This window comes from Hymenobacter fastidiosus (genome assembly GCF_039539565.1).
Classification (GTDB): Bacteria; Bacteroidota; Bacteroidia; order Cytophagales; family Hymenobacteraceae; genus Hymenobacter; species Hymenobacter fastidiosus.
Genome location: NZ_BAABDJ010000022.1, coordinates 87577 through 108138, shown reverse-complemented (window position 1 = coordinate 108138; position 20562 = coordinate 87577). Strand labels below are relative to the sequence as shown.

Here is a 20562-nt window from a genome sequence, read left to right as displayed (position 1 = left end):
CCGGCCGGTGGGCCGTAATGCATTTACCCCCAGTTTCTTCTCGCTTTGCAATACCTCGAAGGCCGCAAATACGTGGTCCACGCCATCTTTCTGGCGGTGGCGCTGCTGTTTGGGGTGCGTCTGTTCTATATCCAGGTCATCGACGGCAGCTACAAGCGCGCCGCCGACCGCAATACCCTGCAGCGCCTGGTGCAGGTGCCCTACCGGGGCCTCATCTACGACCGCAACGGCCAGATTCTGGTGCAGAATACGCCCGTGTACGACCTGATGGTGGTGCCGCGGGAGGTGAAGCAGCTCGACACGGCCCGCTTCTGCCAGCTGCTGCAGCTGCCGCTGGAGGAGTTTCGGGTTTCCCTGAAAGATGCCCGGGCCTATTCCCGGGTGAAGGCCTCGCCGCTGGTGCAGAACCTGAGCACGCCCGAGCTGGCCGCCATTCAGGACAACCTGATCGACTTTCCCGGCTTCAGCATCAAGGCCCGCATGGCCCGCTCCTACAAAACCGAGAACATGGCCCACGCCCTGGGCTACGTGGGTGCCATCACCCCGGCCTTTCTCGAAAAGCCCAAATACGCCAAGTACCTGCCCGGCGACAACCTCGGTATCACCGGCCTGGAGTCGTTCTACGAGCAGGATCTGATGGGCCGGCGCGGGGTGCAGTACCGCATGGTGAACGTGCGCGGCATTGAGAAGGGCGCCTTCCGCAACGGGGAGTTCGACACGCTCTCGGTAGCGGGGCAGGACCTGCACACCAGCATCGACATTGAGCTGCAGCAGTATGGGGAGAAGCTGATGGCCGGCAAGCGCGGCTCCATCGTGGCCCTCGACCCCAAAACCGGCGAAATCCTGGCGATGGTGTCGGCCCCGCTCTACGAGCCGTCGATCCTGACGGGCAAGGGCATGGGCAACCGCTACATGGACCTGCTCAACAACCCCGAGCGGCCCCTGTTCAACCGCCCGCTGATGGCCACCTACCCGCCGGGCTCGGTGTTCAAGCTGGTGAATGAGCTGGTGGCGCTGCAGATGGGGGTGGTCACGCCCGAAACCGGCTTCGACTGCAACTGGAAGCTGGTGCGCTGCACCCACCGCCACGAGGCCCCGCGCAACCTGAGCATTGCCATCAAGAACAGCTGCAACCCCTATTTCTACCAGGTGATGCGGGCCAGCGTGCTGCGGGGGCGCTCCACCAACAAGTTTGAGGATGCCCGCCTGGGCATTGCCGAGTGGCGGCGGCAGGTGATGTCGTTCGGGCTGGGCAACAAGCTGGGCGTGGATATGGCCAGTGAAAAGAAGGGCCTGATTCCGGCGCCCGAGTTCTACGACAAGCTGCGCGGCTACCACCACTGGAACTTCCGTACCGTGTACTCGCTGAGCATCGGCCAGGGCGAAATCGGCATTACGGGCCTGCAGATGGCCAACGTCATGGCCACCATCGCCAACCGCGGCTACTACTACACCCCCCACTTCGTACGGGGCATCGGCACGGGCGGCCCCCGCCCCGAATTCCTGCAGCGCCACGTAACCACCGTCGACCCGCAGTACTTCGAGGCGCTGGTACCGGGGATGTGCGCGGTGATGGACGGGGGCCGCGGTGCGACGGGCGTGAATGCCAGCCTGGCCCGCTACGGCATTGCCGTGGCGGGTAAAACCGGCACCGTGCAGAATGCCCACGGCGACGACCACGCCACTTTCGCCGCCTTCGCCCCCGCCAACGACCCCAAAATCGCCATTGCCGTGTTCATCGAAAACGCCGGCTTCGGGGGCAACTCCGCCGCGCCCATGGCCGCGCTGATGATGGAAAAATTCCTCCGCGGCAAAGCCAACAACCCCCGCTGGGAGAACTGGCTCGTGGGCCCCGGCACCGAGCGGTTCATCGTGCGCAAGTAATGGCTATGCCAGAGCGTCCTGCCGAGCATGTGGCGCATCAAGCCAGGGACCGGGGAACTCGCGTGGCGTCGTTGGATTACTACTCATATGTCAGCACGCGAGATGCCTCGGCTGCGCGGACGCCAGATGAAGCATGACGTTCCTTATTGTCTAACAGCTGCCACACAACCGCCGGTTTTTACCCGCATCTTTGCCCAATAGTTTAGTTTACCATGGCCTCTTCTCCCGCACGTTACAGCCGCAGCCTCGACTGGGTTACCGTGCTCATTTACGTGGTGATGCTGGGCCTGGGCTGGCTCAGCGTGTACGCGGCCAGCTACTCGCCCGATGCCCCGGCCGGCGGCCTGTTCAACGGGCAGAGCTTCGGGGAGCTGATGCAGTACAACTGGTTTAAGCAGATCCTCTGGATCGGCACGGCCCTGGTGCTCATCGTGGTGCTGGTCGTCATCGACTACAAGGCCTACGACACGTTTGCCTTCGTACTCTACGGCATTATGATCGTGCTGCTGATTGTGACGCCCTTTATTGCGCGGCCCATTGCGGGCTCCCGCTCGTGGCTGGAGCTGGGGCCGGTGCGGTTGCAGCCGGCCGAGTTTGCCAAGTTTATTACGGCCCTGGCCGTGTCGCGCTACATGGCCGGCATCAACCTGCGCCACCAGCACTTCCGCGACCAGCTGGTGCTGGCGGGCCTGACCCTGCTGCCGCCGCTGCTCATTATCGCGGCCAACGAAACCGGCCAGGCCCTCGTGTTTGCGGCCTTTCTGCTGGCTTACTTCCGCGAAGGAATGTCGCCGCTCATCCTCATCATTCTGGCCGCCGCGGGCGTTATTCTGATCCTGGCCTTGCTGGTGCCTAAGATCTGGCTGATCGGGGCTGTTACCCTGATTCTGGGGGGCGTTTTCGCCTTCAACACCAAGGTGCTGCGCCACCATCTGCCGGTGGCTCTGAGCGTGTGGGCGGTGGTGGTTGGGATGGTGTTCGGCGTGGATTTCTTCTTCAACCAGGTGCTCCAGCCCCACCAGCGCAAGCGCATCGAGGTGCTCATTAACCCCTCGGCCGACCCGCTGGGCGTGGGCTGGAACGTAACCCAGTCCAAGATTGCCATCGGCTCGGGCGGCCTGGTGGGCAAAGGCTTTTTGCAGGGCACCCAGACCAAGTTCGACTTCGTGCCCGAGCAAAGCACCGATTTTATCTTCTGCACCGTGGGCGAGGAGTGGGGCTGGGCGGGCACCATGGTGGTTATCGGACTCTTCATGGCGCTGCTGGGCCGGGTGCTGTACGTGGCGGAGCGCCAGAAATCCGTATTCGGGCGCACCTACGGCTACTGCGTGGCCAGTATCATCTTCTTCCACTTTGCCATCAACGTGGGCATGACCATTGGGCTGGCGCCGGTGGTGGGCATTCCGCTGCCGCTGTTCAGCTACGGCGGCTCCTCGCTCTGGTCGTTTACCACGCTGCTGTTCATCCTGCTGGCCATCGATGCTTACCGTAAGCAGGACCTGGTCCGGTAGGAATTATGAAGGCTGAATTATGAATTATGATTTGCGTCCCGGGCAGCCGAAAGGCCAATTCAGAATTTATAATTCAGAATTTATAATCCTTTTCCTCACCCTGGTCTGCCTGCTGCTGCCCACCCGCAACTCCACGCTGGATGCCTGGTACTACGCGGCCTGCGTGCGCCACGAGCACGAGCTGCTGCTGCCCCACCATCTGCTCTACAATCCGGCCGGCCTGCTCTGGACGCGCCTTTTATCCGGCCTGGGGCTGAGCCTGGATACGCTGGCCGCCCTTAAAATGCTGAATGCCCTGGCCGCCGGGGCCAGCCTGTGGGTGCTGCTGCGCATCCTGCGCCAGCTGAAGCAGCCTGAACCCATGGTCATGGCCTGGGTGCTGGTGGTGGGGGCCAGCTTTGGGATGATGCGCTTCGCCACCGAAAACGAGGCCTACGTGTTACCAGTGCTTTTTTCGCTGCTGGGTAGCCTCTGCTGGACGCGCTATCAGGTAGCGGCCTTACCACGTCCGGCGCTGTTGGTGTGGGCGGGCCTTGGAGCCGCGGGGGCCTGCCTGTTTCATCAGATCCACTTTTTCTGGTGGCTGGGGCTGCTGCTCGGCACGGCCTGGACCGCGGAGAAAAAGCGGCGCGACATTCTGCTCTATACCCTGCCCGCGCTGCTGGTGCCGGCCGCCTACGTGGCGGCGCTGCCGGTCTGGCACGAGCCGTTCACGCTGCCGGCCTTGTGGCGCTTCGTCTTCCACGACTATTACGCGGGCCTGGCCGGTGGCAGCGTGTCGGTTCAGGGTGGTTTGCTGACGGTCGTCAATCTGGGGCGCACGTTTCTGCAGGTGCATGGCTCCCTCCCGGCGCTGTTGCGGGCTGTGCCGCTGCTGGCCGTAGTGCCGTTACTCTGCGCGTTCCTGTTTGGATGGGCCGGCCTCACGGGCTGGCGGGCGTTCCGGGCCCGGGCGGCTACCCCGGCTGCGGATCTGACCCGGCCGGTTGAGCTGGCGGCTGTGGGTCATACGCACGGCCTTATTCTGCTGGCGCAACTGGCTTTTGCGGCCTACGCGGCGGGCAACGCGGAGTTCATGGTGATGGTCCCGGCGCTGGTGGCAATTGCCTTCAGCCAGCTGCGGTGGGTGCCGGCGCGCAGCCTGACGGCGCTGGGGGGCGGGCTGCTGCTCTGGAATCTGGCTTTCGGCCTCGGTCCGGCCCACTTCCTGCGCTTCACCAATACCGATAAGCTGCTGACCGCAATTCCGGCCCAACCCCAGGCCTGGTTTCTACTCGACAACCACAACCTGGTGCTCAATCAGCTGCACTACCGTACCGGCAACCCCGTCAACCCGGCCAATGTGTGGCCGGCCCCCACGCTGCTCGTGCAGCGGGCCGGCCAGTCGCCCGCGCGGTTCCGGGCGTGGGTGCGGGGCCAGCAGCGGGCCGGCCACCGTCTCTTCACCGATTGCCTCGGCGGCCCTAAGCTGCTCGACCGGGCTCAAATCGTGTACGGCGACCAGAATGCGGCGCTGCTCCAGCCCTTCCGCACCGTCCGGATCGACTCCTTTGCCACCTTCTCCGGCCCTCGCTACCTGACGGAAATTCTGCCGCCGATAGCTACGCCGGAGTAGGGGGCGCGTCCAGCCGTAGCCAGCTGAACCACGGATGGTCGGTCAGGATCCGCGCAAAAGCTACCGCAAACACCGGCGCGGCCAGGTAGCCCATCCGCCCCAGGTCGCCGGACAGCAGCATATGAACCAGCACCACGGCTACCAACGACCCGCCCATCCGGGCCAGTGGCCGCGGCCCGCGGCGGACGGCGCGGCTGCTTCGCCAGCCAGCCAGCAGCACCAGCCAGAAAAAGCCGAAGATGCTGAAGACTTCGCCCGCGCCCTTCACCGAAAACAGCCGCTGCAAGGAGTAAGTAAGGTTGCTCAGATGATCCAGCGCATTGTTCACGCTCTCCTGGGGGGCCGCCCCGGCCTGGGCGTCAATCCAGTGCCGTACCGCGTAAGCCAGGGCCCCCGACAACGCGAAAAGCACCAGCTGCTTTGGCCAGGACAGCGGGCGACGACCAAAGATCAGCAGCCACGGGACCAGAAATACGAACGATTCCTTGGCCTGGGGACCCAGCAGAATGCAGACGGCCAGCGCCCAGCCCGAGTTGCTGACCACCCCGTAAAATGCCAGGGCAAATACCAGCATGTACAGGCTGTCGACCAGCGGCAGGCCGGCAATATACACGGCCCAGCGGCTGCAGAGTACGGCTACCACCGCCAGCGCCGCCGCTCCCGGCGAGGCACCACAAAGCAGGCAGCTACGGAATATAAACAGCGCCGCCGCCGCCAGCAGCAGGGTGTTGACCACGTAAAACGCCAGGCGCAAGGGCCAGTCGGTGGTAGCCCGCTGGGGCCAGATTCGGGCGTATACCTGCTCCAGAGGCCAGGCAACGGCCGCCGCCAGGGCCGGCACCACCACCCGGTAGCGGCGGGTGATGCTCACGCCCCGAAATTCCCCGCGCGCCACGCTCAGGTAGCTGCGCGTATCGAGGGAGTGGGAGAAGTCGTAGTGCACGTACATAGTGTAGGCGCTGCCGGCCAGCACGCCCACGCACAACAGGTATACCAGCAGTAGCTGCCGCCAGCGCAGAACCAGTCCGGGCCGCGGCGGGAGGGAAGCAGACACGGGCTTCAGCACTTAAGCGAACTTGCGGTCCAGGAGCTTGAGCAGCTTGTTGATGTGCTCCTCCTTACGCACCCAGCCATACTGACGGGCCAGCTCCTCGGTCACGTAGCGCCTGGCGGCATCGGCGCTGTGCAGCGAATCGAGGTGCTGAATGGCGGTGTGGTATTCCATGTTTTCGCCGTTGAACAGCTCATTGATAAAGCTGAAGCGCTGATTGATGGAAATGGCTTCCCGCAACGATTCCACCTTCGGCGCCGACTTATCGGCCAGGGTGGTGGCCGTATTTTCCGAGCGCAGCGTCTCGCTGAGCGGGGTGGTCGTGGCGTGTTCCGCTTTCAGCTTTTCATGCAGCGGCACGGCCCCGTTGGCGGCCGCTTCGGTCAGGGGCCGGCGCGGGCCCTCGGGCTCCGGCGCGGCGGGCATAGCCCCTGGCGCTGGGACCGGCGTCGTGAACTGGGGTGGTGCAACCGCTGGTGTAGCGGGAGCCACTGATTCTGTAAACTCTGCTGCCGCTACCGACGCGACGGGGGTGGGCTCGGAAGCAGTGACGGATACCGGAGCTGCCGCCGCTACCAGCGCGGCCGGGGAAAATACGGCTGCCGGTACGGGCGGGGCTACTGCTGCGGGGGCTACCGCCACCGGCCCATCCGTCCACAGGTCGGCGACCGTAATCGGGAGCAGACTGCTGAATTCGCCCACCAGCTTTTCCAGGGGCTGATGGTTTTTGTAGTTGGCTTCCTGGTAGAGCCGGAAGCGGCTAACCAGAAACCCGCGCTCCAGCGGCGTCCCCGGCGTGAGCGTGTCGATGAAACCCTGAAACAAGGACTTATCGAGGTCGAGGTAGCGCAACGCGTCGCGCAGCTGCTCGGCGGTAGCGGTCGGCTGCGCACCCACCAGCTTGTCCTCAAACGTCAGCGCCGAATCCGTTACCACGCCCAGCGTATCGCTGATGGCCCGGGCCAGCAGGGGCTCAAACGCCTCCCGACTGACCTTGATGCGGCGGGAGAGGGTGTTCATGAACTGCGTGAGGGCCTGACGTACGTCGTCGGCCTCAAAATCGAAGTACGGGCTGCGCAGGCGGGCCATTTCGCCGGTCCACTGGGCCAGCAGCTGCTGCACCACAAACAGGTTTACCTGCCGGATGGGGCAGAACCGCAACACCGCGGGACCGTCGAGGGCCGCGGTGGCCTGGGCGGCAAAATGCTGGTCGCAGAGGTGGGCGGCCAGCCGGCGGCCGTATTGTTCGCGCTTGGCGGGGCTATATTTGTCTTTCATTGAAAGCCTGATTCAACGGGCAATTTAGGTAAAGATGCCCACTCTGACCGTGCAAAACCTGCCTGGTGCCGTACTCGCCGTACCCGCCGGCGCTACTTTACTCGCCGCCCTGCAAGCCGCCGGCCACGACTGGATGCACGCCTGCGGGGCGAAGGGCCGCTGCACCACCTGCCGGATCGAAGTCGGGAGTGGACTCGACCACCTAACGCCACCCACCGACGCGGAGTTGCGCTACCAGGTTGCCGGCCGCCTGCAGCCCCATGAGCGCCTCACCTGCCAGACCCGCCTGCCCGAAGGTGACGTTGTCGGCCGGACTCCCGACGCCACCAAGCTGCCCCACCAGCGGTACAGTGAAGGATGAGGTAGCCCAGCCGGCCGAATATTTTCCGCGAGCCTACCGCCCTGACGGCCTGCTACCTGTTTTACCGGAGTCGGTTTGGGCTTTGGGCCTAGCCGCCGAAAGCCGTACTTTAGAGGTCCCGATTGAGGCCAGACAACTGGCAACTGGCAACTCTTAACTGATACCCTTGTGTTTATAGAACCCCGCGTCGGCACCAGCCGCGAAATGACCGCCCGCCGGGGCTGGATTGAAGTGGTCTGCGGCTCCATGTTTTCGGGTAAAACCGAGGAGCTGATTCGCCGTCTCAACCGCGCCAAGATTGCCCGCCAGCGGGTTGAAATCTTCAAGCCCGCCCTCGACACCCGCTACCACGAGCGGGACGTGGTGTCGCACAACGCCAACAGCATCCGCTCCACGCCCATTCCCCTGGCTCAGGAAATGCTGCTGCTGACCGGCGCCTGCGACGTGGTGGGCGTAGATGAAGCCCAGTTCTTCGATGAGTCGCTCGTGGAGGTGTGCGTGCAGCTGGCCAACCGCGGTACCCGCGTTATCGTAGCCGGCCTCGACATGGACTTTCTGGGCAAGCCTTTCGGCCCCATGCCCGCGCTGATGGCCGTGGCCGAGTACGTGACCAAAGTGCACGCCGTGTGCGTGTGCTGCGGCGAAATTGCCTCCTACTCGTTTCGGATCACGGCGTCGGAAAGCAAGATTCTGCTTGGCGAAACTGATTCCTACGAAGCCCGCTGCCGCCAGTGCTTTCTGGAGGGGATGCGCGAAAAAAATACCGAGCCGGTCAGCGCCGTGGCCAAGCACTAATCTGCCCTGGGAGGCGTTAGAGTCCCAGATTTTCTATCCCGCTGCTAGTCCGTGCCCATGAGTGTTTTGCTACGCGTCCGCCGCTGGTCCGGCTTTCTGTCCTTTCTGCTGCTGACGGCTGCTACCGCGGCGGGCCAGAGTACCGCTGGCTTTGGCGACTGGCAGCTGCACCTGCCCAACAACCGGGCCCGGGCCCTGGCCGATGCGGGCAACCGGATCTACGTAGCCACGGAAGACGCGTTTTTCTTCTACGATAAGGACCTCAACACCACCCAGCTGCTGTCGCGCCGCGACGGCCTGTACGACGCCAGGGTGAGTACGGTAGCTTACGACGCCGTGACGAAGCAAACTCTCGTCGCTTACACCAACGGCAATCTGGACGTGTTGCGGGAAGACGGTACCATCCGCAACATCAGCGACATCTTTCGTAAGCGGCTGACGGGCAGCAAGACCATCAATCATATTTCCTTTCATGCCCGCCTGGCTTACCTGTCCTGCAGCTTCGGCCTGGTGGTGCTGGATATGACCAAGCTGGAGGTGCGCGACACGTATGGGAACATCGGCCGCAACGGGGCCCTGGCCCAGGTCTATGCTACGGCCATCGCCAATGGAACCCTGTTCGCCGCCACTTCCCACGGCCTGATGCGGGGTAAGCTTACGGATAACCTGTTCGACTACCGGCGCTGGACCATCGATCTGCCCGACTTCTCCGGGGGGCTAAACGCCAAGTACCGCACCCTGGCCGTGCAGGCCGACCGGGTATATGCCGGGGCCGATGCCAGCAACGTGCTGTGCTACAACTGTGGTAGCCCCGGCTGGCAGCCCGTATTCTCCGTCTATGCCGACCGTTACCGGCAGCTGACGGCCTCGGCGGCGGGGCTGCTGATCACGGGGGAGAGTGGGGGAGAGAAAATTCTGCTGGTGCTGAAAGCCGACAATACCAGCCGCCGGCTCGGCACGGCGGCGCAGGTACCCGATCCGCAGATGGCGCTGCAGGACAAGAACGGCGTTTTTTACATCGCCGATTTTCAGGATGGGCTGCTGAAAACCACCGCGGGCCAGCAGTTTGAAAAATTTGTGACCAACGCTCCGGCATTTGCCCGCTCGTTCAGCGTGCTGGCTGATGCCCGGACCAACACGGTCGATATATTCAGTGGCGGGTACGCCGACCGCTATGTGCAGCAAGACTATTTCGGGGGCTTTTACGAGTACAAGGAGGGGCGCTGGACCAACTTCACGGCGCAGAATTTTCCGGACCGCACTCAGTATCCCAACCTCAAAGACCTCGCCCGCGGCATCCGCACCGCCGATGGGACGCTGTACATTGCTGCCTACGGCGATGGCCTGCTGCAGTGGAAAGGGCTGGGCCAGTTCAAGCAGTTCACTCAGGGTACGCCGGGAGTGCCGCTGATTTCCGCTCTCGACGGCAACCCCGCCTTCACGCGGGTCACGGACCTGGCCGCGGATGGCGGCGGTAACGTGTGGGTGGTAAACCGCCACCAGAAGGCCGGTCTGCCGGGGCTGCACATCTATTCTCCCGCGGCCAACACCTGGCGCAGCACCCCGTACTTTGCGGGCTCGGAAAACCTGGACCGCCTGGTGCTGGATGATAACGGCTACGCCTGGGCCTCGCAGGCGCGTCTGGGTGGCAGCGGTATGGTGTGCTACGACGACAAAACCAAGCAGGTGCGGTATTTCACTTCCGATGGCGTAGGCCTGCCCTCGGGGAGTATCTACGACGCGGTGAAAGACCGCAAGGGCGATATCTGGGTGGCTACCGACAAAGGCGTGGCAGTGTTCGGCGACCCCAGCCAGGTGTTTGTGGCTGGCAACAGTGCCAACTTCCTGCGTCCTATCGTGCAGCGGGGCATCAGCACCGGCTTTCGCACCTTAAGCGATGAGGTGGTACATGCTATAGCAATAGATGGCGGCAACCGCAAGTGGTTCGGTACTGACCGGGGGCTATGGCTGTTCAATGAGAATGCCGACGAGGAACTGCTGCACTTCACCACCGAAAACAGTCCGCTGCCGTCTAACAACATCGTCGATATCGGGATAAACGACCGAACCGGCGAGGTATTCGTGGCTACCACGGCGGGGCTGGTGGCCTATCGGGGCTCGGCCACCGTGACGGAGGGTAAAGTGTCCTGCGCCAAAGTATCGCCCAATCCCGTGCGTACCAACTTCACGGGGCAGGTAGGCATTTCGGGCATCGCCAACAACGGCTACGTGAAAATTACCGACGTCACCGGCAAGCTCGTGTACCAGACCCGGCCCAGCGGCGGCACGGTAGTCTGGAACCTGACCGACTACAACGGCCGCAAGGTGCAGTCGGGCGTCTATCTGGTGCTCTCGTCGGATGCCGACGGTAAGAATAGCTGCATTAGCAAGGTAGCGGTTGTCGCGAATTAAGACTTCCCCGCCCGGTCCGGAGTTAAACCCGGTTTTAAACTAGCTACCGCAAGCCGGGATATCAACGCCGCAAGGCGGATTGTTAGGTCTCAATTGATTGCCATGCTGATCAAGACCCGGGGCATTGTCCTGAATTACATCAAGTACCGCGAAACGTCCATCATCGCCCGGGTCTATACCGAACGGCTGGGGCTGCAGACGTATATCGTGAACAGTGTGCGGAAAGCTAAGCCGCCGGGCCGCATTGCGTTGTTTCAGCCGTTCACCCTGCTCGATCTGGTTGCCTACACGTCGCGGCAGGGCGGTATTGCCCGGCTTTCGGAGTACCGGTGTGCTATTCCCTTCAGCACCCTGCCCTACAACGTGCACAAGAGCAGCGTAGTGCTGGTATTATCCGAAATCGTGGGCCGGGTGCTGCTGGAGGAGGAGGAGAACGAGCCGTTGTTCAACTTCCTGCACGATTCTATTCTGGCCTTCGACCAGCAGCCGGCCGGCTTCGAGAACTTTGCTCTGGACTTTCTGCTCCACCTGGCCGGCTACCTCGGCTTTGGGATTGAATCGGGCGCGGAGGTGACCAGCCAGGTGGCCTTTGCCACCGCCGCACCGGCTACCAGTGCCGCGGGCAATGGCCCTGCTGCGCTCCGGTTCCGCGAATTCGACCACTATTTTGACGAGCTGCTGCGCGACCCGCTGCACTCCACCATCCCCAACGGCCGGATCCGTCGCGAGCTGCTCGATGTGCTCATTCGCTACTACCAGCTGCACGTTGAGAAGCTGGGCGACATTCGTTCTTTAGCCGTGCTCTCGGAAGTGCTGGCCGACTAAGAGCAGGCTCTAAAGCAAAAGGCCCTTTCAGAATGAAAGGGCCTTTTGCTTGTTGATCAGCGGATTCTGACTACTTCCAGCTCGAAAATCAGTTGGCTATCCGGCGGAATCAAATAGCGGCTTTCGTTATCCGGGTCACGGACTCCGGAGCTGCCGTACGCCTGGCGGGCAGGAATGGAAACCCAGGCGCGGGTGCCCGTCGGCAGGTGCAGCAGCACCTCATCCCAGCCCGGAATAACTTCGCCCTGCCCCACGCGCAGGCGTAGCGGCCGTCCTTGCGCCACGGAGGAGTCGAAAATATGTCCGTCGGGAAGAAAGCCCGTGTAGTGTACCGCCATCCGGTCGCCGGGCTGGGCCGAAGCACCCGTTCCGGCCGTACGAACCACGTAGCGGACGCCACTGGTCAGGCGCACCGTATCAGCTCGCAGCTGCGCCTGCGCCGTCAGCGCGGCGAAAAGCAATAAGCTGCTTAGCGCAGTGACGAGGGGAAGCCGGGGCATGATCAGGAAGGAGGAAAGTTACCGGACCTTGGCAATCTCCATGTAGAACTTCAGGGGCTCGTTCGGGGGAATGGTGGCAGCCGAGCCCCCGGCCCCGTAGGCCATGTAGGACGGAATAAAAACATCCTGCCGACCCCCCAGCTTCATGTTTTTCAACGCCTCGTGCCACCCCTTAATAACGGCGCTTTGGTCGATGACTACCTCAAAACACTCGCAGAGCGAGCGGTTGCCAAACGACTGGTCAAAGATGACGTCCTCGCGGGAGGGAGTGATAAACCGTCCGGTATACTTCACCTGTACCGTCTGCCCGGCCTTGAGGTTTTCGCCGGTGCCAGCGGCAATATTCACCAGGTATATGCCCGACTCCAGCCGGGTATAGTCCTTGCTGGTGATCTTATGGCGGCTGAAGTAGTCCTGGATCAGCTGGTCGTCGATGGCTTTGTACTTTTCCTCCTGCTCGCGGAAGCCCTTTTGCAGGTCAGTTTCCTTTTTACAGGCCGACAGTACGGGTAGCAGGGCCAGCAGCAACACGGCCAAACGGGTGAGAATCGGGTTTTTCATCGAAAGCTTCATGGTCATACTAAACATTAGAGCGAAAACCGCCCCGCCCGGTTGCATCCGCGGCCGGGGCGGGGGCACAGGTTACTTTACATCTACCAGCTCTACCTCAAACTGCAGCACTGCATTGGCGGGAATAACGGGGGGAGATCCATCGGCGCCATACCCCAGCGCCGAAGGAATCAGCAGCAGGGATTTATCGCCTTTGTGCATCAGGGCAATGCCCTCATCCCAGCCCGCAATCACCTGGCCGCGGCCAAGGACAAAGCTGATGGGAACATTTCCGTGCCGCGACGAGGCATCGAACACGGTTCCGTTGAGCAGCTTGCCGGTATAGAGCACCGACACGGTTTGGCCTACGGCCGGCCGGATCGTGCTGCTGTCGGTGGAAAGCGGGACGTAGTAGAGCCCGGATTCCTGCCGTTGGGCTCCGGTCAGCTTGTTGCCGTCAATATGTTTCTTGATGAGGGTTTCATCAATCTTGACGTAGTCTTTCTTGCAGGCTGACAGCAGCGCCGCAAAACCTAGCAGCGTAAGCAGCAGCACCCGGGCTGCGGCCCCTGAAACGTGTTTTTTCATCGCCTGATTATTACCGAAAAAAAAGGCCGTCGTCCCCGTCCCAAGGGCGCAGGTACGACGGCCTGTAAGGAAGCTAACGACTACTTTACGTCAACCAGTTCCACGTCGAAACGCAGCGGGGCATCGGCCGGGATATCGGCTCCGGCCCCGCGCTGCCCGTAAGCCAGCGACGACGGAATCAGCAGGGTGGCCTTGGTGCCTTTGTTGAGCAGGGCAATGCCCTTATCCCAGCCCGGAATCACCTGACCAACACCCAGGGGGAAGTCAATCGGCTTGTTGCCCATCTTTTCCGATGAGTCGAATACTTTGCCGTCGAGCAGCGTGCCTTTGTAGAGTACGGATACCGTCTGGCCCTGCTTGGGCGTAGCGCCGGTGCCGGGCTGCGTTACCACGTAGTAGATGCCGGAAGGGTCTTTCTTGGCCGTGAGGTTATTTTTCTTGATGTAGTTCTGCAGGATCACGTCGTCCTTTTTGATCTGCTCCTCCGCGTAGGCCATCATCTTCTTCTGCTGCTCTTCCATCTGCTTCTGCTGGTCAGCCGTGGCTTCGTCGCGGGTCTGCAGCTTCTCGGCCTTCACGTACATGGTCATGAACGACGGGTCCTGCTTGTCGCCGGGCTTGGCGCCTTTGGCGGGCTTGGTTCTCATGAAGGGCGGCACCGGCTGCTTGAACGACTTGGCAAAAATGGTGTCCACATTAAAGCGGAACACGGCCGAATCACCGGGCTGGAGCATGGCAATAGCTTCTTCAATACCCCCCTTTACCTTCAGCTCCTGCAGCTCAATCCGCATTGGCGGCCCTTGCTGCTTGCGCGAACTGAACAGGATGGAGTCTTTGTAGGTGCGGTACTCTACGTTCATCGCCAGGATTTTGCCCAGGCGCGCTTTGTAGGTATCGTCCCCGGTAGGGGCTACTTCCCGGCTGTTGTACTTGCCGGCTTCGCTTTTGAAGATCTTATACTCGATGCCGGATTGAGTCTTGGCGAAATTACCGGCGCCTTTGTTACAGGAAGCCAGGCTCATGACACCGGCCGCCAGGGCCAGGCTCAGAAAATTGCGTTGAAGGAGCATGAAAAGGGAAGGGTTGAGAAAGAGATTTTGGGGCAAGTTACACCGTCGGCGGCGCAACCGCTAGCGGGGCCGTCACAAGCTGGGTCTGATACTCGGGCAGCAGGGCCAGGAAGCGGTTTACAGTAGTCTCAAGCGGGTCGTAGCTGATGCCGCCGGACGCGTTGTGGTGGCCGCCGCCGTTGAAGTTTTTGCGGGCAAACTCATTCACCGAGAAGCTGCCAACCGAGCGGAAGGAAATCTTTACGGCCTGCCCCCGGTCGATGAGCACGGCGGCAAACACGACTCCCTCAATGCTGAGCGCGAAGTTGACCAGGCCTTCCGTGTCGCCGGTTTTGGACTGGTACTGGCGCAGCTCGTCCTGGGTAATGGCAATGTAGGCCGTGTTGTATTCGCGCAGCACCACCAGCTTATCCTTCAGCACGAAGCCCAGAAAGCGCAGGCGCATCTCCGAATGAGAGTCGTAGATGCGGCGGTGGACCGAGGAAAGGTCGATGCCGGCGTTGAGCAGCTCGGCAATGATGAGGTGGACGTTGCGCGAAGTGCTGGGGTGGCGAAACGAGCCCGTATCGGTCATGATGCCCGCGTACAGGCTTTCGCCGATGCCCACGTCAATCATGTCTTGGTCGCCCAGGTCGCGGATTACCTCAAACACCAGCTCGGCCGTAGCGGCCGCTTTGGGGTTGGAAAAGTCGAGGTCGGCAAACTGCTCGGGCTCCAGGTGGTGGTCGATGAGAACCTTGGTGCCGGGCGCCTGACGGATGTACTCGCCCATCTCGTTGATGCGGCCCAGGCAGCTGAAGTCGAGGCAAAAAAGAACCTCGGCCGTCCCGATGATCTCGCGGACCCGGGCGTCGTTACGCCGCGCGTCGTAGACCACGACTTCGTCGTTGCCGGGCATCCAGGCCAGAAAATCGGGGTAGTCGGAAGGCGTAACCACCGTGACGTGGTGGCCTTTCTTGCGCAGGTAGCCCGCTAAGCCCAGGGAGGAGCCCAGGGCGTCGGCGTCAGGCTTGTGGTGGGTGGTGATGAAAATCTGCCGGGGCTGCGCGAGCAGCTCCTTCAGGTCGCTGATAGTGGACATTGCCTACTGATAGGTGGCTGAAATTCGGGGTGTTAAGCCGGAAGCAAGGCGGCAAAAGTCGGAAATATTCTCCAGACATTCGCTTCTTTAAACAAACGTCCGCGCGTTTTGGGTTCGGGCCGGCCCCGGCCGGGGAGTAGAAAAGCGGGTAATAGGGCAAGCCAGCGCCATTGGCGGCCCCGAATCCCGGGTTGATTTCCCGGGCCGGCGGCGGCGAAATTATTTCTACGGGATTATTCGCCTACTTTTGCGGCCGCAATTCTACTGGTTGCACCTGCCTGATCCATCTCATTTTTCAGCCCTAAATTTTTCCGAATGGCAACGAACCGCACGTTCACGATGATTAAGCCCGACGCGACCCAGGAGAACCACATTGGTGGTGTTCTGAGCATGATCGAAGAAGGGGGCTTCCGCATCGTCGCACTCAAGAAAGTACACCTGACGCCCGAGCGCGCCGGCAAATTCTACGAAGTTCACGCCGAGCGTCCGTTCTACGGCGACCTGGTAAAGTATATGTCGTCGGGCGCTATCGTAGCCGCTATTCTGGAGAAAGACAACGCCGTAGCGGATTTCCGCACGCTGATTGGTGCCACCAACCCCGCCCAGGCGGCGGAAGGCACCATCCGGAAGAAATACGCCAAGAGCATCGAAGCCAACGCCGTGCATGGCTCCGACTCCGACGAGAATGCCAAAATCGAAGGCGACTTCTTCTTTGCCGCTGACGAGCAGTTCTAAACCTGGCAGCTGCTGCTAAACCTGAAAATCCCGCTTTGCAGCCTGCAAAGCGGGATTTTTCGTTTGCTATAAATGGACTATTTATAAACTTATTTTGTGCCGGCCAGGGATTTAAGTAGCCCTGCCGGGGCCGGTTCCAGCTCGCCGAAGCGGAACGAGCTGCCGGACCAGACGGCGGAAAATGAGCCCGGACGCCGCCTGATTTAAACCTGTTCGACGGACAGCAGGGGCTCGGGATGGGTATTCCTGATGGCGCTGGGGTCGTGCTTGTGCTTGAACAGAATTACGAACAGCACCGCAATGCCCAGCGAATACAGGGCAAACGTGAGCCAGATGTTGTGCCAGTCCTTGGTGCCGTCGGCGAGGGTGAAGTACTTCTGGATGATGATACCGCTCAGCGAGCTGCCCAGCACGGCGCCAAAGCCGTTGGTCATCATCATGAACAAGCCCTGGGCGCTGGCCCGGATGCTGGAGTCGGTCTGGGTTTCGACGAAGAGCGAGCCCGAGATGTTGAAGAAGTCGAAGGCCATGCCGTAGACGATGCAGGAGAGGATAATCATCCACAGGCCGCTGCCGGGGTTGCCGTAGGCAAACAGCCCAAAGCGCAGCACCCAGGCCACCATGCTGAAAAACATGACCTGCTTGATGCCGAACCGGCGCAGGAAGAAGGGAATGGCCAGAATAAACAGCGTTTCCGAAATCTGGGAGATGGACATGATAATGGCCGGGTACTTCACGGCCAGGGTGTCCTGGTAGGCCGGGGTCTTGTCGAAGTCGTGCAGGAACGTGTCGCCGTAGGCGTTGGTCAGCTGCAGCGCGGCTCCCAGCAGCAGGGCAAAAAAGAAGAAGGTCGCCATCTTACCGTCGCGCAGCAGGGCAAACGACTTTAGCCCCAGCGCATCAACCAGGGAGCGGGCGGGAGCATTCTTCGAGGGCGGCGGGCACTTGGGCAGCGTGAAGGAGTAGATACCCAGCAAAATGGCCGCCCCGGCGGCTACATAAAACTGGCTGGCCGATTTCTCCAGCCCCAGCAGACTAACCGTCCACATGGCCACGATGAACCCAATGGTGCCCCACACCCGAATGGGCGGATAGTCCTTCACCACGTCGCCGCCTTTATTTTTGAGCACCGAGTACGACACCGCAATCGACAAGGCCAGGGTTGGCATGTAGAACATCATGTTCAGCAGCATCACCCAGAACATAGTGCCCGGAGTATCGACCAGGGGGATGGTGAACAGCACGATGCCGCCCAGGAGGTGGAGAATGCCAAAGAGCTTTTCCGCATTCACCCACTTATCGGCGACGATACCCATGATGGAGGGCATGAAGATAGCCGCAATGCCCATGGTCGAGAAGATGGCCCCGAACTCCGCGCCCGACCATTGCTTCGTCTGAAACCAGTAAGCGCCGATCGTAATCAGCCAGGAACCCCAGATAAAGAACTGTAAGAAACTCAGTATGATAAGACGCAGCTTGGTACTCATGGGGGGGCAGGTTAGAAAAAAGGGAATTTTCGGTGTGTAAGGGGGACTGTGCTGCTGGAAGACGCGGCACGAATGGCTGAGCGCCGTCGGGAGCAGCAGAACCAGCGCCAGCCCGGTGAGCCGGGCTGCGCCAAAGAAGTGAGGAAGGCAGGAAAAAAGAACAACCCGGGCACTGGCGCAGACCGGGCATTCAAAGATAGAGAAAAACGAAAACGAGGCGGGCCGGAGCCAGTCTGCTTTAGATAATAAAAAAGTTTGCGCTGTGATTTGGTTTGCAATGCAAAGTGGTTTATGTTTGTATCGTTCTCCAGCCACTTTTCCTTTACTGCCATGAAAAGTCTCGCCCTCCGCCCCGCCGTTTCTGCCTTGCCGCTGGGCAACGAGCTGCCTACCGCCGCCAACCTGCGTGCTTACGCCTTCCGCTACATGCTGCGGGGCAGCGTGGCGGCCGTGGCGGCGCTGGGCCAGTACACGCTGGAGCAGGTGCATTTTGCGGCGCCCTGGCTGACGTGGGTGGTGCTGATGCCGACGATGGGCATGGTTATCAGCCTCATCGACCGGCGGCAGCGTGAGGCGGGGCTGGTGCCCACCACGGCCGCCGACAAGCGGTTGCGGCTGCTCCAGAAAAGCTTCCTGCTGGTAATTTTGCTGGCGCTGGGGGCTGCGCCGTTCATTGGCTGGCAGCATGCGCACCCGCTTATGCTGGCGATGTACGGAGCCAGCACCGTAGCCGCGGGCCGGTTGCTGAATTTCCGGCCGCTGCGGGTAGGCGGTGGGCTCTGTGCGCTACTGGGGGCTGTCGCCGCCGCCGTACCCGCCGATACGCAGCTGCTGCTGATTGCGGCGGCCATGCTGGTGAGTTACGTGGTGCCGGGCTACCTGCTGCGCGCGGCCGCGCGTCTGGCGTGATTTGTCGTTCGTGGTTCCTGATTCGATACCCGGAGGCAACGACCAGCCGGTTACAAGCAACCACAAACGAACAACAGGCCCCGAAAACCAAAAGACCAAACTGAATCCCGAAAACCGCCAATCGAACAACGAATAATGGAGCCTTCCGAAAAACCCTTTTCCGCGCCCGACAGCCTGCGCCTGATTCAGGACATGATTCAGTCCGCCAAGCAGGAGCTGAGCGACAATTCATTTGACCTGCTGCTCTGGGGCTGGCTGGTGCTGGTGGCGGCCCTGAGCCACTACGTGCTGCTACGGGTCGGCTACGACAAACCCTGGCTGGCCTGGCCGGTGCTGATGAGCCTGGGCTCGGTGGCCGCCTTCGTGCACGGGTTCCGGCGCGGCCGCCGCGAGCGGGTCCGCACGGCCCAGACCGACTTCATGATCTATCTGTGGGCCGGCTTCGGCGTGCTGATGCTAATGCTGATTGGGGTCGGCTATGCCTACGGCTGGCATAAGGCTTATCCGCTCATCATTGCGCTCTACGGTCTGGGCACGTTTGCCACGGGCGGGGCGCTACGGTTCCGGCCCCTGATCTGGGGCGGCGCGGCCTGCTGGCTGCTGGCTACGGTGGCGTTTCAGGTTGAGCTCGATACGCAGCTGCTGCTGGTAGCGGCCGCCGTGCTGGTGGCCTACATCGTGCCGGGCCATTTACTCAAAAGCCAGTACCGCCGTGGCCGCACCGTTTGAAGACCTCGACCCGCTGCTGCACTCGCAGCTGCGACTGGCCGTGATGAGTTTGCTGCTGAGCGTGCGGGAAGCCGAATTCAACTTCCTGAAAGAGAAAACCGGCGCCACCGCCGGTAACCTCAGCACCCAGATCAGCAAGCTCAAAGAAGCCGGCTACCTCACCATGACCAAGGAGTTCAGCGGCTCCTACCCGCTTACGCGCTGCGCCATCACGCCGGCCGGCGTGGCCGCTTTCGAGGCCTACGTAGCCACGCTGCAGCGCTACCTCAAGCCGGAGTAGCCCCGGCCCGGCAATCCCCTGATTTCGCGCTTTTCTCCCCTTGCCAGCCTGTTTTCAGGGCCAGCCGGGCCACGCTTTTGCCTTTTTTTTCTTCCACTTTTCTTCATTCTGTTGCCATGAAAAAGTGCCTGCTACTGCTCTTGTGTATGGTGTTGCTGCTGCCGGGCCGGACGAAGGCCCAAACCAACGGCGCGGCCGTACTGGCTGGCATCCAGCAGAAAATAACCTGGCGCACGCCCACCGACTCGCTGCAGCAGCTGGCCCGCGCCCTGGACGAGTTGCGGGCGAAAAAGCCGAATCCCTACCTGAGCTACTGGGGGGCGTTTGCGCAGTACCATCTGTATTTCCGGGCCGGCCAGCACAAGCAGCAGGCCGAGGCGGCGCTGCAGAAGGGCATGGCGCTGCTGGAAGACCTGCCCGCCAAAACGGCCGAGCACTACGCGCTGCTCTCGCTGCTGCAGGGCCTCAACCTGGAGTTTGCCAGCTTCCTGACCGTGGCCTTTAAGGCTGGTACCGTGAAGGAAAACGCTGAAAAGGCCGTGGCTCTGGCTCCCGACAACCTGCGCGCCCGCTACGCCCGCGGCATCAACGACTACTACACGCCCAAGCAGTACGGGGGCGGGAAAGTGGCCATTGAGCATTTCAAAAAAGCCATTGCCGCCCCCGACAAGCCCGACGCCAACCCCTACGCTCCCAACTGGGGCAAGCCCGACGCCTACTGGTATCTGGCCCAGGCCTATAAAGCCGCCGGCCAGACGGAGCAGGCCCGCACCACCGCCACCGAGGGCCTGAGCAAATACCCGCAGCACAGCAAGCTGAAAGGGTTTCTGGCCAAAATGTAGCATAGCAGGCGGCAAGCTGTAAGCCTCAGGCGGCAAGCTGCCGCACTACCATCTGACCAG

Annotated in this window: 20 protein-coding genes; 12 read left to right on the top strand and 8 right to left on the bottom strand. The window is 61.7% G+C overall.

Annotation, left to right across the window (positions count from 1 at the left end):
- The first annotated feature begins 45 nt into the window (after positions 1-45).
- From mrdA to ABD833_RS11510, 3 genes are all read left to right on the top strand, one after another.
- Complete coding sequence (gene mrdA, locus ABD833_RS11520) at positions 46-1884, top strand: penicillin-binding protein 2 (protein WP_345073132.1); 1839 nt, start codon at positions 46-48, stop codon at positions 1882-1884.
- Positions 1885-2096: 212 nt separating this feature from the next.
- Entirely contained in the window at positions 2097-3395 is a 1299-nt protein-coding gene (gene rodA / locus ABD833_RS11515; RefSeq protein ID WP_345073130.1) for a rod shape-determining protein RodA, read from the top strand.
- 19 nt (positions 3396-3414) lie between these two features.
- Positions 3415-5010, top strand: a complete 1596-nt coding sequence (locus tag ABD833_RS11510; RefSeq protein ID WP_345073128.1) for a hypothetical protein — start codon at positions 3415-3417, stop codon at positions 5008-5010.
- Here the strand turns inward: ABD833_RS11510 and ABD833_RS11505 are convergent.
- Positions 4997-6064, bottom strand: coding sequence for a hypothetical protein (locus ABD833_RS11505; RefSeq protein ID WP_345073126.1), 1068 nt, complete (start codon positions 6062-6064; stop codon positions 4997-4999). The two genes, ABD833_RS11510 and ABD833_RS11505, sit on opposite strands and share 14 nt — an antisense overlap.
- A 12-nt stretch (positions 6065-6076) precedes the next feature.
- Complete coding sequence (locus ABD833_RS11500) at positions 6077-7339, bottom strand: hypothetical protein (protein WP_345073125.1); 1263 nt, start codon at positions 7337-7339, stop codon at positions 6077-6079.
- Between the two features lie 34 nt (positions 7340-7373).
- Here ABD833_RS11500 and ABD833_RS11495 point away from each other — a divergent pair, with 34 nt between their 5' ends.
- From ABD833_RS11495 to recO, 4 genes are all read left to right on the top strand, one after another.
- Positions 7374-7700 (top strand): 2Fe-2S iron-sulfur cluster-binding protein, encoded by a 327-nt coding sequence (locus tag ABD833_RS11495; RefSeq protein WP_345073124.1) that lies wholly within the window; start codon positions 7374-7376, stop codon positions 7698-7700.
- A 168-nt stretch (positions 7701-7868) separates the two neighbouring features.
- Positions 7869-8495 carry a thymidine kinase gene (locus ABD833_RS11490; protein ID WP_345073123.1) on the top strand — a complete coding sequence of 209 codons (627 nt, stop codon included), beginning with the start codon at positions 7869-7871 and terminating at the stop codon, positions 8493-8495.
- A gap of 57 nt (positions 8496-8552) precedes the next feature.
- On the top strand, positions 8553-10907 hold the full coding sequence (gene porZ, locus ABD833_RS11485; RefSeq protein WP_345073121.1) for a type IX secretion system anionic LPS delivery protein PorZ: 2355 nt from the start codon (positions 8553-8555) through the stop codon (positions 10905-10907).
- A gap of 102 nt (positions 10908-11009) precedes the next feature.
- A complete protein-coding gene (recO, locus tag ABD833_RS11480) occupies positions 11010-11732 on the top strand; it encodes a DNA repair protein RecO (protein WP_345073120.1) in 723 nt (240 codons plus the stop codon).
- Between the two features lie 56 nt (positions 11733-11788).
- Here the strand turns inward: recO and ABD833_RS11475 are convergent, their stop codons facing one another.
- The 5 genes from ABD833_RS11475 to ABD833_RS11455 form a co-directional block, all read right to left on the bottom strand.
- Entirely contained in the window at positions 11789-12232 is a 444-nt protein-coding gene (locus ABD833_RS11475) for an FKBP-type peptidyl-prolyl cis-trans isomerase (RefSeq protein WP_345073119.1), read from the bottom strand.
- A gap of 18 nt (positions 12233-12250) precedes the next feature.
- Positions 12251-12811, bottom strand: coding sequence for an FKBP-type peptidyl-prolyl cis-trans isomerase (locus ABD833_RS11470; RefSeq protein ID WP_345073118.1), 561 nt, complete (start codon positions 12809-12811; stop codon positions 12251-12253).
- Positions 12812-12874: 63 nt separating this feature from the next.
- Positions 12875-13369, bottom strand: a complete 495-nt coding sequence (locus ABD833_RS11465) for an FKBP-type peptidyl-prolyl cis-trans isomerase (RefSeq protein ID WP_345073117.1) — start codon at positions 13367-13369, stop codon at positions 12875-12877.
- 80 nt (positions 13370-13449) lie between these two features.
- The gene (locus ABD833_RS11460; protein WP_345073115.1) at positions 13450-14439 is read right to left on the bottom strand and encodes an FKBP-type peptidyl-prolyl cis-trans isomerase; all 990 of its coding nucleotides are present in this window, start codon (positions 14437-14439) and stop codon (positions 13450-13452) included.
- Positions 14440-14476: 37 nt separating this feature from the next.
- The gene (locus ABD833_RS11455) at positions 14477-15520 is read right to left on the bottom strand and encodes a DHH family phosphoesterase (protein WP_345073114.1); all 1044 of its coding nucleotides are present in this window, start codon (positions 15518-15520) and stop codon (positions 14477-14479) included.
- A gap of 315 nt (positions 15521-15835) precedes the next feature.
- Here ABD833_RS11455 and ABD833_RS11450 point away from each other — a divergent pair, with 315 nt between their 5' ends.
- The gene (locus tag ABD833_RS11450; RefSeq protein ID WP_345073113.1) at positions 15836-16255 is read left to right on the top strand and encodes a nucleoside-diphosphate kinase; all 420 of its coding nucleotides are present in this window, start codon (positions 15836-15838) and stop codon (positions 16253-16255) included.
- A gap of 203 nt (positions 16256-16458) precedes the next feature.
- Here the strand turns inward: ABD833_RS11450 and ABD833_RS11445 are convergent, their stop codons facing one another.
- On the bottom strand, positions 16459-17742 hold the full coding sequence (locus tag ABD833_RS11445) for a nucleoside permease (protein WP_345073112.1): 1284 nt from the start codon (positions 17740-17742) through the stop codon (positions 16459-16461).
- 330 nt (positions 17743-18072) lie between these two features.
- Between ABD833_RS11445 and ABD833_RS11440 the strand changes: the two genes are divergently transcribed.
- The 4 genes from ABD833_RS11440 (at position 18073) to ABD833_RS11425 (ending at position 20502) form a co-directional block, all read left to right on the top strand.
- The gene (locus ABD833_RS11440) at positions 18073-18651 is read left to right on the top strand and encodes a hypothetical protein (RefSeq protein ID WP_345073110.1); all 579 of its coding nucleotides are present in this window, start codon (positions 18073-18075) and stop codon (positions 18649-18651) included.
- 135 nt (positions 18652-18786) lie between these two features.
- Complete coding sequence (locus tag ABD833_RS11435; protein ID WP_345073108.1) at positions 18787-19380, top strand: hypothetical protein; 594 nt, start codon at positions 18787-18789, stop codon at positions 19378-19380.
- Positions 19364-19660, top strand: a complete 297-nt coding sequence (locus tag ABD833_RS11430; RefSeq protein ID WP_345073107.1) for a winged helix-turn-helix domain-containing protein — start codon at positions 19364-19366, stop codon at positions 19658-19660. Before ABD833_RS11435 ends, ABD833_RS11430 begins: the two co-directional genes overlap by 17 nt.
- Positions 19661-19776: 116 nt before the next feature.
- Positions 19777-20502 carry a tetratricopeptide repeat protein gene (locus ABD833_RS11425; RefSeq protein ID WP_345073105.1) on the top strand — a complete coding sequence of 242 codons (726 nt, stop codon included), beginning with the start codon at positions 19777-19779 and terminating at the stop codon, positions 20500-20502.
- Positions 20503-20562 lie beyond the last annotated feature (60 nt).

Excerpts from the sequence above, each read along its gene's own strand:
- recO (WP_345073120.1), top strand. The coding sequence starts at position 11,010 with ATGCTGATCAAGACCCGGGGCATTGTCCTGAATTACATCAAGTACCGC.
- rodA (WP_345073130.1), top strand. The coding sequence starts at position 2,097 with ATGGCCTCTTCTCCCGCACGTTACAGCCGCAGCCTCGACTGGGTTACC.
- ABD833_RS11440 (WP_345073110.1), top strand. The coding sequence starts at position 18,073 with ATGAAAAGTCTCGCCCTCCGCCCCGCCGTTTCTGCCTTGCCGCTGGGC.
- ABD833_RS11425 (WP_345073105.1), top strand. The coding sequence starts at position 19,777 with ATGAAAAAGTGCCTGCTACTGCTCTTGTGTATGGTGTTGCTGCTGCCG.
- ABD833_RS11465 (WP_345073117.1), bottom strand. The coding sequence starts at position 13,369 with ATGAAAAAACACGTTTCAGGGGCCGCAGCCCGGGTGCTGCTGCTTACG.
- ABD833_RS11510 (WP_345073128.1), top strand. The coding sequence starts at position 3,415 with ATGAATTATGATTTGCGTCCCGGGCAGCCGAAAGGCCAATTCAGAATT.
- ABD833_RS11445 (WP_345073112.1), bottom strand. The coding sequence starts at position 17,742 with ATGAGTACCAAGCTGCGTCTTATCATACTGAGTTTCTTACAGTTCTTT.
- ABD833_RS11495 (WP_345073124.1), top strand. The coding sequence starts at position 7,374 with ATGCCCACTCTGACCGTGCAAAACCTGCCTGGTGCCGTACTCGCCGTA.
- ABD833_RS11450 (WP_345073113.1), top strand. The coding sequence starts at position 15,836 with ATGGCAACGAACCGCACGTTCACGATGATTAAGCCCGACGCGACCCAG.
- ABD833_RS11475 (WP_345073119.1), bottom strand. The coding sequence starts at position 12,232 with ATGCCCCGGCTTCCCCTCGTCACTGCGCTAAGCAGCTTATTGCTTTTC.
- ABD833_RS11470 (WP_345073118.1), bottom strand. The coding sequence starts at position 12,811 with ATGACCATGAAGCTTTCGATGAAAAACCCGATTCTCACCCGTTTGGCC.
- ABD833_RS11455 (WP_345073114.1), bottom strand. The coding sequence starts at position 15,520 with ATGTCCACTATCAGCGACCTGAAGGAGCTGCTCGCGCAGCCCCGGCAG.
- porZ (WP_345073121.1), top strand. The coding sequence starts at position 8,553 with ATGAGTGTTTTGCTACGCGTCCGCCGCTGGTCCGGCTTTCTGTCCTTT.
- ABD833_RS11460 (WP_345073115.1), bottom strand. The coding sequence starts at position 14,439 with ATGCTCCTTCAACGCAATTTTCTGAGCCTGGCCCTGGCGGCCGGTGTC.
- ABD833_RS11500 (WP_345073125.1), bottom strand. The coding sequence starts at position 7,339 with ATGAAAGACAAATATAGCCCCGCCAAGCGCGAACAATACGGCCGCCGG.
- ABD833_RS11435 (WP_345073108.1), top strand. The coding sequence starts at position 18,787 with ATGGAGCCTTCCGAAAAACCCTTTTCCGCGCCCGACAGCCTGCGCCTG.